The following is an 11984-nucleotide window of genomic DNA, read 5'->3' as shown; positions in this document are numbered from 1 at the left end:
GGTTATCGATTTGCGCCCAGGATACGGGATCTGAAAGAGCGGAAACTTCACCTCTTCCCGGGACAACACCCGGGCGAACTTCTGGGTGGGATGGCCGGTGACCTGATCAATACCAACCATATTGTGGAACACTGGGACGATCTGCTGCGTCTCGTTACATCCATTCGGAGTGGAACCGTGACGGCTTCGGCTATGCTGCGGAAGCTCGGATCTTATCCCCGTCAGAATGGTCTGGCTGTTGCCTTGCGTGAAGTTGGCCGGATCGAGCGGTCGGTTTTCATGCTCGACTGGATACAGGATCTGGATTTGCGCAGGCGAACCCAGGCAGGGCTCAACAAGGGAGAAGCCCGGAATGCGCTGGCTCGGGCGCTCTTCTTCAACCAGCTTGGTGAACTGCGGGATCGGCGTTTTGAAAATCAGGCTTATCGGGCGTCAGGTTTAAACCTGCTGGTGGCAGCGGTTATCCTATGGAATACGCGCTATCTTCAGTCCGCCATCACGACGCTCGGCATTTCCGATGACCTGGCGCGGCATATTGCACCCCTCGGTTGGGAGCATATTTCTCTGACAGGCGACTATCGCTGGAATGTCGATGAACAACCGGACGTCGGCGCGTTACGATCGCTTCGGGTGCCTGCATCCCTGCTTGTCGCTTGAACCCCAATGCTGGCGGTTCTGTAGGTGTTCACCCTAAGCGTACGTAAAATACACTTTCGTGTCGTGACCCCTTACTGGTAATCTTCAGCGCGGGAATGAGAAATCGTTCCCGCGTTCTGTTTCCGTCTGGATTTTCAGGCCAGTTTGGATCTGCGCTTCCGTTTTCAGCTTGGTGCGGGATTTCGTCTCTTCCCTCAAATACCCCAATCCGACCTGATGATTGCAAAGTACGCAGTCAATGACTACAATGCTGTCATTGCCTAATGGAGGTTCCCGTGGCCGTCATGACCATCCGCAATATCGACGACAGTCTCAAGCAGCGGCTTCGTCTGCGCGCAGCACAGCATGGGCGTTCCATGGAGGAAGAGGTGCGCGATATCCTGCGCTCGGCTCTTTCCGCTGAAGTCTCTCAGGGGGTAGATGCCGGTCAGGCCATTCACCAGCGTTTTGCCAGGCTGGGCGGGGTAGACCTGCCTGCCGTGTCCCGTGAGGCCATCAGGGACGTGGATTTCGGAGTGTGATCGTTCTCGACACCAACATCCTCTCCGAACTGATGCGCTCCGGGCCTGACGGGGCGGTGCTGGCCTGGATGTCCCGTCAATCCATGATGACCCTCTTCATCACGGCCATTACCCAGGCCGAGATCCTGTATGGGCTGGCACTGCTGCCGGAAGGACGACGACGGGATCTGCTGATCGCGGCCGCCCGTGCCATGTTCGAAGAGGATTTCTCCGGCCGTATCCTGCCTTTCGACGGAGAGGCAGCTCGTGTTTATGCTGAGATCGCCTCCCGACGCCGGCACGCCGGAGAACCCATCAGTCAGTTTGATGCACAGATCGCGGCCATCGCGCAGTCCCGTGGCGCATCCCTTGCGACACGGAATATACGCGATTTCCTCAACTGCGGTATCACCCTCATCAATCCGTGGGACGAGGCGTAGGGAGGGCGTCAATGGCGGCTTGAATCCGGGCCAGATCGGCGTCCAGAAGAGCAAGGACCTGATCGGCCGGGACTGCGGGTTTCATGCTGTTGCGTGCCTTGCGGATTGCATCCCTTTTGGCAGCCCGTTCGTCGGAAAGGTCCGTCATGGTCATGTCTTCATCGCCTCGTGTTTCGTGGCAGCGACAGGAGCAGAAATCCGCCATGCGTAATCGCAGACATTATCCAGTAATTCTTCTCGTTGTGTCTGACTGTAAGCCATAACGAAATCAGCGACGATTTTTTCTGGCACACCTTCCTGTAGAAGATTGGCAGCCGTTTCCGCTATTTCCAGATTGATCGCCTCATTGAGCAAGACCAGAGCGTCCGTATCGGTCACACGCTTTGCTGCCCGTGAAACAAACCGGGCATTCAGATTCCACATCCATTGATGGCGATTGATCTTATCAGAAAACCATTCTGGAGAAGGGTATTCTGGAGCCATTAGGTATCCTCTTGAAGTGTCTGTGGTGGTCAGTTTCCAGGCCGTAAAATTGTTCTGTGGCCGAGATTACAGTCTGTCCGTTTTGGATGATCGTGTTTTGTCGTCAGCCTTGTTCCCGGTCCCTGTCGAAGGCATGAAGCCCCGCGCGTCTCCAGCGCGTTTTCAGATCAACCGGAGTGGTATCATTGCCGCCCTGAAGCTGCGCCGCAATGTCCAGGAAGGCCCCGAGCAGGGTGGCGCGGTCATCATCGGTCAGATCGACCAGTCCCGCCTTCTGGACCAGGCCGCCCAGTTCGATCAGATGATGGGTGCGTTCCCGTCGCGCCTTCGCCCAGTCGCGCATGTCGGTGCGTGCCTTTCGTGCCTGATGGCGATGGATCAGGGCTTCCTGCTTCCTGATCCGTCTTTCAAGCGCCAGAAGCTCCGTTCTGATCGTTTCCGGTTCCTTTCCGGCCGCCCTTTTTTGCGCCAGCCTGAAAGAACGCCGTCCCCCGTTCGGTCCACCTCGCGACGGCTTCTGGTTTGCCGTCCGCCTGTTCGACAGCCGCAAGCAGCACCCCGGCCAGCGCCTCGATCGACAGGGTATCGGCTCCCGTCGCCTCGACCAGTTCGCCGAGCTGGAGGGTCCGTTGCGCCTTAAGCTGTTTTGCCTTTTCCTGAAGCGCCTTCAGTTCCGCATCAATGTCCCGTGGCCTGCGCATTTTCCGCCCTCTGTCCTGCTGGTCTGTGGCATACTCTACCACGCAGGCGAGAACCGCGTCACTCATCCAGAGCAATCAACCCTTGTGGCGCAGTAAAATGTGAGTGCGCGCTTATACGTCACTTCGTGACGTGCGCTTAAGTGGTGTGATAGGATCGCACTCATGGCGATCTATCACCTGCATGCAAAGGTCATCAGCCGCGCCACCGGCCGGAGCGCCGTGGCGGCGGCGGCCTATCGCGCGGCATCCCGCCTGCATGACGTGCGGCTGGATCGCGACCATGACTTTTCCAACAAGAGCGGCGTGGTGCATTCCGAGATCCTGTTGCCCGATGGCGCGCCGGAACGGTTTCTTGATCGTGCGACCCTATGGAACGAGGTCGAGGCGATCGAGAAGCGCAGGGATGCCCAGCTTGCCCGCGAGGTGGAGTTTTCAATCCCGCGTGAAATGACCCAGGCGCAGGGGATCGCGCTGGCACGGGATTTTGTGCGGGAGCAGTTCGTGGAACGCGGCATGGTGGCCGATCTCAATGTGCATTGGGATATTGGCGAAGATGGACAGGCGAAGCCCCATGCGCATGTGATGCTGTCCACGCGGCGGATCGAAGTCAGAACCGGAGAGGCTGTGCATGGAAGACGAAACGGAATCCCGCATCCTGAACGAGGCGGCGGGGGCGCATACGACATCACGCCGGATCCTGGACCTGATGGAGCAGAAAGGGGAGGACGATCCACTCAAGCTCATGATCCGTCTGCTGACGGAAATTCGGGAGACGCAGCGCGGCATCCTGCTGAAGCTCTCGACGCTGGAGAAGCGCTTGCAGCGGCTGGAAGAACAGCGCGACTGATTGCTGCGGCACGGTTGCGGCATGAAGGCCTGGGGCTGGCGCAGGATCAGCCTTCCATCGGGTTCGGTGCGAAAGAGCGTTCATGGAATGACAGGGATCTGCTGCTGACGTGGCGGGAGCGGTGGGCGTCGCTCGCCAATGAACGGCTGGCCGAGCTGGACCTGGATGTGCGGATCGACCATCGGTCGTTCGCCGCACAGGGGATCGACCTTGAGCCACAGAACAAGATCGGTCCGGCCGGGATGCGCCGGGAAGAGCGGGGCGAGGACGCGGAGCGGGTTGCCGATCATCTGGAGATCGCGCGGTGCAATGGCGAAAGGTTGCTGGCCGAGCCGCATGTGGCGCTGGAGGCGCTGACGCGACAGCAGAGCACGTTTACCCGGCGGGACCTGGCGCGGTTCGTGGACCGGCATACGGCAGACGCAGAACAGTTCAGTGCTGTCATGGTTCGGGTGGAGGCGTGTCCAGAGTTGGTCGCGCTCGGGAAAGATGGTCATGGGCGGGAACGGTTCTCCACACGGGAGATGATCGGGGTCGAGCAGCGTCTGGAAGAGGCATCGCTCGCGATGGGGCAGTCCCAGGGGCATGTGGTGCCGCTGGCGGTGCGTCGGGCGGCGATGGCGCGGGACGGGCTTGGGGACGAGCAGGCGCTGGCGGTGGGCGAGGTCACGAAGTCCCGCGACCTGTCCGTGGTGGTCGGGTATGCCGGGACGGGGAAGAGCACCATGCTGGGTGTCGCCCGCGCGGCATGGGAAGAGGCCGGGTATCGGGTACGCGGGGCGGCGCTGTCGGGGATCGCGGCGGAAGGTCTGGAAGCGGGGTCCGGGATCGAGAGCCGGACGCTGGCCTCCCTGGAGCGTGCGTGGGAACGTGGGTTCGACCTGCTGGAGCGCGGGGACGTGCTGGTGGTGGACGAGGCCGGCATGGTGGGGTCACGGCAGATGGAGCGGGTGCTGTCGGCCGCGCGCGGTGTCGGGGCAAAGGTGGTGCTGGTAGGTGATCCCGAGCAGTTGCAGGCGATCGAGGCCGGCGGTGCGTTCCGGGCGGTGGCCGAGCGGGTCGGGTCGGTGGAAATCACGACCGTGCGCCGGCAGCGTGAAGGCTGGCAGCAGGTGGCCACGAAGGAGCTGGCGACCGGGCGGACGGATGAGGCGCTGGGGCGCTATGAGGCGGCCGGCCTGGTGCGCGGGCATGACACGCTGGAAGAGGCGCGGGCCGGGATGGTGGCCGGGTGGGATGAAGCCCGTCAGGCCGCGCCAGAGGACAGCCAGATCATGCTGGCGCACCGGCGTGTCGATGTGCGGGCGCTGAACGAGGCGGCGCGGGAGATCCGGCGGGACGCGGGTGAGCTGGGTGACGACGTGCTGGTGCCGACCGCCCAGGGCGAGCGGGTGTTCGCGGACGGGGAGCGTGTCTACTTCCTGCGCAATGACCGGGAGCTGGGGGTAAAGAACGGTACGCTGGGGATGGTGCGGGGCATCACGGGGTCGGTCGAGGCCGGGGATCTCGTGCTGTCGGTGCAGCTCGACGGGCCGGGTGGGACCGGGCGTGGCCGGGTCGTGTCCGTGTCGGTGGCGGATTATGACGCGCTGGATCATGGCTATGCGGCCACCATCCACAAATCGCAGGGTGTGACGGTGGACCGGGCGCATGTGCTGGCGACGGGGAGCATGGACCGGCACGGGGCCTATGTGGCGCTGTCGCGGCACCGGGAGAGCGTGTCCGTTCATTGGGGCCGGGATGATGTGGGCGACCTTGACGGGCTGGTGAAGCGGTTGTCGCGCGAGCGGCTGAAGGATACCACGCTGGATTACCCGCATGTCCGGGATCAGGATATCGGATTTGCGCGGCGGCGCGGGCTGCATGTCCCCGAGAGCGAGATCGTGGTGGGGCGCAGCGAGACGGCCTCTGGCCCCCAGAAGGACAGGCAGGCCGAAGCTGTCCATACGCCAGATCCGGCACTGGCGCAGCGGAAACGCGGGATGTTCGACGGGCTGGACCTGTCCGTGCGGGGGCGTGGCCAGACGGCGGAAAAAGACGTGTCGGCCGGGGTGGATGCCGGGGCCGGGAAGGGGGAAAGTGGGGTTGAGCGTGAGGCTCCCGCCTCTCCCTTTGCCGGGTTGCGGCTGCCGCGCGTGCAGCGCGCGCAGGTGCCGGCCGGGCTGGGCGGGTTTGTGCCGGGTGGTGATCCGCTCCACCAGGCGGTGGAGCAGTATGCGCGGGCGGTGCGGGATATCGGGCGCATGGTGGAGCAGGACCTGCCGGTGCTGGAGCACCAGAAGAAGGCATGGCTTGACGCCAGCACGGCCCTGGAACGGCTACGGCCCGGGGCGGTGATCGCTCTGGAAACCGCCGTGAAGCATGAGCCGGAGATCCGGCAGGCCCTGTACGGGCTGGAAGGGCCGGCACGGGCGCGCAGGCTGGTCGAGGGGCTGGAACACGAGGACAAGGTGCGGCATTCCCCCGAGTTGCGGGCGGCGCGGTTCGTGAAGGCGTGGGACGGGCTGAGCCGCGAGCAGCAGGGTGTGGCGCTCAGGGAGCTGAAGCGGGACGCGCAGCTTGAGTCCCTCCTGCGGCGGAAGGGGCACGAACTGGGCGTCCGGAAGGGATCGACGCTCGATCATGGATTGCAGCCGCAGCGCACGCGCTCCCTGTCGCGCTCCAGGGGGCGGGATATGGATATGGGGATGTAATCTGCTTGAGACGGGTGATGTTAATGTGTATGATTTGTGAAGGAGATACACATCATGCGAACCAACATCATTATTGATGATACCCTCATGACAGATGCGCTGAAGGCGTCTGGCGTCAAAACCAAGAAGGAAGCGGTCGAACTCGGGTTGCGGACGCTGATCAAGCTGAAGCAGCAGCGGGAACTCCGCACCTTGCGGGGAAAGCTCGACTGGCAGGGTGATCTTGATGCCATGCGCTCCGACGCATGATTTTGGTCGATTCATCGGTCTGGATCGATTTTTTTCGGGGGAATACGACCCCACAGGTTGATCTTCTTGACCAGATGCTGGGGGAAGATCTGGTCAGCATTGGCGATCTGATGATGACCGAGGTCCTGCAGGGTTTCTCAAACGAACGGGATTTCAATCAGGCACAGAGGATGCTGGGTGCCCTGGACCTGGTTGAAATCGGTGGTCGCGATGTGATGGTCGAGGCGGCGCGGTATTTCCGTTATCTACGCGGTCGGGGCATTACGATCCGGAAAACCATTGATACCCTGATTGCGACCCGGTGCATCGTGAGCGGTCATCGCCTGCTCTACAGTGACCGGGACTTTGATCCGTTCGTGGACCATCTGGGGCTGGAACGGGCTGCCTGATCGGGGGGGCAGGCTACCGGGGGAGGTATGTTGTGCAGGAAAAAGAACAAGCCGTTTGTCAGGAGACAGCGCATCTACTGAGTAGTCCGCGTAATGCGGAAAGATTGCGACGGACTATTCAGAACGCGGCTTCAGACAGTCGGCCAAACAGGCTTACGCTCCTGGCAATGGAAGAAGGGTGAAGGCGGCTGCTTTTCGGGAAGCAGGAAAGGGCCGGAACGCAAGAGGCTGGCCAGGATGATGATCGTCTGGACGTGCCGGAAAACTGAATCTGGATAAGGGGATGGTTCCATCATGAGCGAGACGGATCCGGCAGCCCGTGCCTTTGAGGATCTGTGCGCCGAAATGACGGTGCTCCGGCGCAGCGTGGAAGCGCTGCCCCAGGCATGGCGGGATAACCGACCGCCTGATTACACGCCGGACCTGGCCAGACTGGTCAAGGCCCTGAACGACGTGGGCGCGCGCATGAAGGCGATCGAGGCCAGTCCGACGCTGAAGATGACGCCGCAGGCCTATGGGCAGGGGGTACGCCAGGCGGGGCTTTCCGTCAGTCAGGACATGCAGGCCGCCTTTCATACCGCGATCCGTGCGGTTCAGGTGGAGCGGCAGCAACTGACCGATATTGTCGGGCAGGCGCGCACCCGGGACCAGCAGAGCTGGTGGGTGCTGAAGGTCGGGCTGGCCTGTCTGGCTGTCGGGATCGGGTTCTCGCCTATCCTGACCTACCTCCTGCCGTCATCACTGGGGACGCGGGTGGCCTCCTTTATCGTGGGCGGACAGGATCGGTGGGAATCTGGTGCGTTGATGATGGAGGCCGACAATCCCGAAAGCCTGCGGCATATGGTCTGGGCCAACCGGCTAGTGGGCGCCAGTCAGGACCGGATCGCCGCCTGCCAGAAAAGGGCCAACGAGACGAAGGTGGACCAGCCCTGTGTCATGACTATTCGGTCGGGTGGGTCGTAGGACGAACATGGTCCAGACAGCCGTATTTGACAGACCAATCGTTTTACGACCTGACAGCCTTCCTGATCACGACCCATAGACATACTCGGAACCGACATTACGCCTACCCATAAATACCTGGTCTTCATACACCATTGCACCGCTGGTGCAGGTCGCTTCTGGCTGCGCTGTTGGGTAGGTATGAAGTAGGTCTCCTGCTCAGTCAGGTGATGAGGCAAACAGATAAGAGCTAAATTGACATACGGAATCCTTGAAGTTACAAAAATGCAAAGTGCTGCACTTTGCGGCGAAATGAGGAAAACCGTGTCATCGAAGAACCGGATCACAGTCAATCTGTCTGAAGATGAATATGCTGCTTTCGATCAGATTGCCGCTCGTTCGAAGGTATCGAAGGCATGGTTAGGCCGTCATGCGATCAGTTTATTGATTGAGCGTATAGAAGGGGATGAACAGCAATCGCCCCTTCCCCTGACTGTCTTGAAGCGTAGAGGACGCCAATGAAACCGCGTCATAATATGACCGTCATGGATCTTTTTTGTGGGGCTGGCGGATTGTCGGAAGGCTTCCGGCAGGCGGGTTTTCATGTCTTGGCAGGTCAGGATTATGATGATCGGGCGGGGGAAACCTTCGCGGCAACCCATTCAGAAGCGAAATTCATTGGTGGGCCGATTCAGAATGTTACCGCACAGAAATTGCTGAAGGCTGCGGGCGTAAAGAAGGGGGAGATCGATGTGATGGTTGGCGGTCCCCCATGCCAAGGATATTCTGTTTATAACCATCAACGTGGCATCAATGATCCGCGTGCGGGTCTGTTTCGTGAATATCTTCGGATTGTGGAAGGTATCCAACCTCGCTGGTTAGTAATGGAAAATGTCACTGGGATCATGTCAATTGCTGGCGGTGGCATTGTGCATGAGATTTTTGAAGGCATGAAAAGCCTTGGTTATCGTGTTGATATGAAAGTGTTGCGTGCGGAAGAATATGGGGTACCGCAGGAACGGAGACGAGTATTTTTTATTGCGACGCGCACTGATGCACCAATTCTGTTTCCTGAACCTACGCATGGGCCTGGGTTAAGGCCTTTTGTAAATATTTGGGATGCTATCTCCGATCTTCCAAAGTTAGAGAATGGAGATCGTGCAGAACCAAGACCATATAGGACACGTCCACAGAATAGCTATCAAGCCTTATTGCGTGGTGACTGTACCATTGTGCAGAATCATTCGGCGTCCAGACTATCGAATATTAACGTGGAGCGGATGCGTCATATCCCAGCTGGTGGATCATGGCGAGATATACCGATTGATCTTTTGCCGGCTGGTATGAAGCTGGCTAAGCGCAGCGATCATACCAAACGTTATGGAAGGCCAAGAAAAACGGATCTTTCCTGTACAGTATTGACCAAATGCGATGTGCATTGGGGTGCCTATATTCATCCCGTACAAGACCGATCATTCACAGTCCGTGAAGCTGCACGGCTGCAATCCTTTCCTGATTTGTTTACATTTAAAGGTAATATTACAGAGCAATTTGTACAGGTCGGCAATGCGGTTCCGCCCCTCTTGGGGAAAAGTGTAGCTGAAGCTCTTCTTATTGCAGACACTACGGAAATGGCTTCTAAACAAATGAAAATAAATTCACGCAAGGAACTTTCGATTGCCGTTTGAACCTGAGACGATTGTTGGAGAGGTATTGGGCCGGCGTGCGGTAAAGGGCATTGATCCTACTCATACTGATTTTGAATGTCCCTATATCCAGTCTCGATGTCCAAAACGTAGCACGCAGTTACCTAATGAACCGTATCCTGTTTGTAGTCTCTGGAAGCCTGCATCGCGTAAATCAATGCAGGGACCGGAGTTAATATTCGTTTGTCCTAAACGCTTCTATGCGGTCGATTTTTTGAAAGAGGTTATTGATCATTGCTGGCCAGGCGATAAACCGCATAACCCGCAGATTGCACGTGAAGTCAAGATGGAGGGTTTTGGCAATGTTGATTTTGTTATCGCAGATGTAAAGAAAGATAATAAAATTGAACAGTTCTTATCCGTTGAGCTTCAAGCGATCGATATTACAGGGTCAGTATTTCCTGCCTATCGAGCTTTACGGATTGGTGAAGATTTGGAAAAGAAGCCTACATATGGATTTAACTGGGATAACGTTTATAAACGTTATATCACCCAGCTTATCCGTAAGGGATATTTTCATCATCATTGGAAATCAAAGATCGTCGCAGTTATCCCTGAACAAGTTTATCAGTACATTTTAGGCCGTGCGGGCTTTATGAGAACAACAGAGGTTAAGAAAGATCCTCAGGTTAACATCATCTTTATGACTTATCGCTTGGAGAAAGATCATGACAAAGTAGGAGAATACAAGCCTGTTCTTGTGAATGTTGAAGGTACTAGTCACACTAACTTGCAAAATGCCATCATGTATAAAGATCCGCCACAGCGGTCAGCTTTTATCGACCAAATAAAAAGCTCCTTAGCGCGTGGTGCAGTGAAAATTTCTGATCTTATTTCGGCTGGAGAGATTTCCAGCGTAGAATATGATGATGATTAAAAATAATATATTTAATATATTTTTTATAAATCATGTCATTATTTACTCATATCGACTGTACGCTTGTCACCATATGTTCTTGAAGGATTGAATACTCTTCTGAATAAATGTTTAAATTCTCTCCAATTTTCAGAGGCTTGCATAAGGCCGACAACTTTCGATACATGTTTTTCTAAGTGTGGATTGCCAATATCTTCTGTTAAGAATTGGTGATGTTTAAATCTTCGTCTTTTTGTGTTTGGATCTACAGGATTATATGATCGGATTTCTTCTGCAACCCCTTTTGGAAGACGATCATATACTAAAGCATTAGTAAGTTTTCCAACATAACTTGGCTTTGATTTGCTGGAAGGATCGAGCGTCCAGCCGAGAAGTCTGTACATCTCTTGATAGAACTCGAGTGGAAATCGTTGTGTCCAAGGAAGCCATTCTTTAGAAATATAAGCTTCTAGAATGCTACGAAGAGCCGTTCTATCACGTATCTCTTGGTATCCAGTGGCTTCATCAACAAGTGCTATAATGCCAACACGGGCCAGACCACGCATCAATATTTCAGAACGTTGAGCAATACCTAATTGTTGTTTTTGTAATACTCCAGCCTCGCGAGCTGATAATATTGCTTCGCATAGTTCAACTAAAACTTGGGCATTATATCCATATGCTTTCGATCCTGTCGGTGTAAGGAAAACAATTGGATTTGATATCTGTTTTTGTAAATCATCCGATACATAAGGGTGAATACGATCACGAGATATAAAAAGTTCAAATCTATTGAGACCAGGGATTTCAGAACCACCTCGCGCCATCGAAAGGCCGTCTGACATGCCAGAAACAGTTAATACTCTACGTTCATCATCAAGGACATAAGCAGGTATTGCGACCTCTCCGATTTGGAGCGGTTTCTCATTAGAACCACAAACGGCTTTAGGAAGATTTTGTCTCTCTGGATCTGCTTTGGCCCATCGAGCTTGCGCTCCAGCCCTCGCAATGGCTTTACGGGCTGAGGGAGACAGTATTTTGGCGCGCGTAAGGCCACCCTTTTTTTGAGAATCGTTCATCATCGCCTCAATGCTTGCTCACTAAGCATCGCCTAAATATGCTTGGTTAGCAAGCATAAAGTTTTATCCCTGATAATGGCATTTATCAAAAGTAGGATGGCAGCTTACGCCTCATCTCGGTCGTTTGGACCACAAGGTTGTTTGCCAAATAGCGGACATCAGCGCTTCAAAGCCTCGTTGCAGAGATTGTCTGGATCTCACTGATTGCACCTATTGAATGATCCCAAGACACAGACAGGCAACCCATGGACGTTATGGTGAAAATTTCAGCAATACGGAATTGTGATCGGATCATATGACAAGCACGTTCCTTATATCCCTTACATACTGCCCCATAGTATGAAAAGGATACTCAAGGGTAGTATATTCGGGAGTAAGCGTTCGTGCCGCACACACCGGCTGAGAAAAAGCGCGTTCTGACCCGCGTGCGCCGTATTCGCGG

At 56.2% G+C, this 11984-nt stretch carries 14 protein-coding genes; 10 read left to right on the top strand and 4 right to left on the bottom strand.

Annotated elements, in window-relative coordinates:
- The 3 genes from B7449_RS03935 to B7449_RS03925 all read left to right on the top strand — a co-directional run.
- Window positions 1-657: Tn3 family transposase (locus tag B7449_RS03935; protein ID WP_148431298.1), on the top strand; the 657-nt coding region annotated here is incomplete at its 5' end.
- A 263-nt stretch (window positions 658-920) separates the two neighbouring features.
- A complete protein-coding gene (locus tag B7449_RS03930) occupies window positions 921-1178 on the top strand; it encodes a FitA-like ribbon-helix-helix domain-containing protein (RefSeq protein WP_039732546.1) in 258 nt (85 codons plus the stop codon).
- Window positions 1175-1597, top strand: coding sequence for a type II toxin-antitoxin system VapC family toxin (locus tag B7449_RS03925; RefSeq protein WP_039732545.1), 423 nt, complete (start codon window positions 1175-1177; stop codon window positions 1595-1597). The genes B7449_RS03930 and B7449_RS03925 overlap by 4 nt, the downstream gene beginning before the upstream one ends.
- Window positions 1598-1747: 150 nt before the next feature.
- On the opposite strand, the gene B7449_RS03920 is transcribed toward B7449_RS03925, so the two are convergent.
- The 3 genes from B7449_RS03920 to B7449_RS03910 form a co-directional block, all read right to left on the bottom strand.
- Window positions 1748-2080: a hypothetical protein gene (locus B7449_RS03920; RefSeq protein ID WP_039732544.1), complete on the bottom strand. Its 333-nt coding sequence runs from the start codon at window positions 2078-2080 to the stop codon at window positions 1748-1750.
- Between the two features lie 103 nt (window positions 2081-2183).
- Entirely contained in the window at window positions 2184-2423 is a 240-nt protein-coding gene (locus B7449_RS03915) for a conjugal transfer protein TraD (protein ID WP_039732543.1), read from the bottom strand.
- Between the two features lie 64 nt (window positions 2424-2487).
- Window positions 2488-2847 carry a conjugal transfer protein TraD gene (locus B7449_RS03910; RefSeq protein WP_171789707.1) on the bottom strand — a complete coding sequence of 120 codons (360 nt, stop codon included), beginning with the start codon at window positions 2845-2847 and terminating at the stop codon, window positions 2488-2490.
- A gap of 96 nt (window positions 2848-2943) precedes the next feature.
- Between B7449_RS03910 and traA the strand changes: the two genes are divergently transcribed.
- The 7 genes from traA (at window position 2944) to B7449_RS03875 (ending at window position 10484) form a co-directional block, all read left to right on the top strand.
- Window positions 2944-6321 carry a Ti-type conjugative transfer relaxase TraA gene (traA, locus tag B7449_RS03905; RefSeq protein ID WP_082084746.1) on the top strand — a complete coding sequence of 1126 codons (3378 nt, stop codon included), beginning with the start codon at window positions 2944-2946 and terminating at the stop codon, window positions 6319-6321.
- A gap of 54 nt (window positions 6322-6375) precedes the next feature.
- Window positions 6376-6570: a type II toxin-antitoxin system VapB family antitoxin gene (locus tag B7449_RS03900; protein ID WP_010512615.1), complete on the top strand. Its 195-nt coding sequence runs from the start codon at window positions 6376-6378 to the stop codon at window positions 6568-6570.
- A complete protein-coding gene (gene vapC, locus B7449_RS03895) occupies window positions 6567-6959 on the top strand; it encodes a type II toxin-antitoxin system VapC family toxin (protein WP_039733733.1) in 393 nt (130 codons plus the stop codon). Before B7449_RS03900 ends, vapC begins: the two co-directional genes overlap by 4 nt.
- Window positions 6960-7253: 294 nt before the next feature.
- Window positions 7254-7922 (top strand): DUF6118 family protein, encoded by a 669-nt coding sequence (locus B7449_RS03890; protein ID WP_039733234.1) that lies wholly within the window; start codon window positions 7254-7256, stop codon window positions 7920-7922.
- A gap of 303 nt (window positions 7923-8225) precedes the next feature.
- Complete coding sequence (locus B7449_RS03885; RefSeq protein ID WP_158003704.1) at window positions 8226-8423, top strand: ribbon-helix-helix domain-containing protein; 198 nt, start codon at window positions 8226-8228, stop codon at window positions 8421-8423.
- Entirely contained in the window at window positions 8420-9589 is a 1170-nt protein-coding gene (locus tag B7449_RS03880; RefSeq protein WP_082084744.1) for a DNA cytosine methyltransferase, read from the top strand. Before B7449_RS03885 ends, B7449_RS03880 begins: the two co-directional genes overlap by 4 nt.
- Entirely contained in the window at window positions 9579-10484 is a 906-nt protein-coding gene (locus B7449_RS03875) for a NotI family restriction endonuclease (protein ID WP_158003705.1), read from the top strand. The genes B7449_RS03880 and B7449_RS03875 overlap by 11 nt, the downstream gene beginning before the upstream one ends.
- Before the next feature lie 38 nt (window positions 10485-10522).
- Here B7449_RS03875 and B7449_RS03870 read toward each other — a convergent pair whose 3' ends face one another.
- Window positions 10523-11545, bottom strand: coding sequence for a P63C domain-containing protein (locus B7449_RS03870; RefSeq protein ID WP_082084742.1), 1023 nt, complete (start codon window positions 11543-11545; stop codon window positions 10523-10525).
- Between the last annotated feature and the right edge of the window lie 439 nt (window positions 11546-11984).

Source organism: Komagataeibacter intermedius TF2, from assembly GCF_000964425.1.
Taxonomy (GTDB): Bacteria; Pseudomonadota; Alphaproteobacteria; order Acetobacterales; family Acetobacteraceae; genus Komagataeibacter; species Komagataeibacter intermedius.
This window is presented reverse-complemented; position numbering and strand designations above follow the sequence as displayed.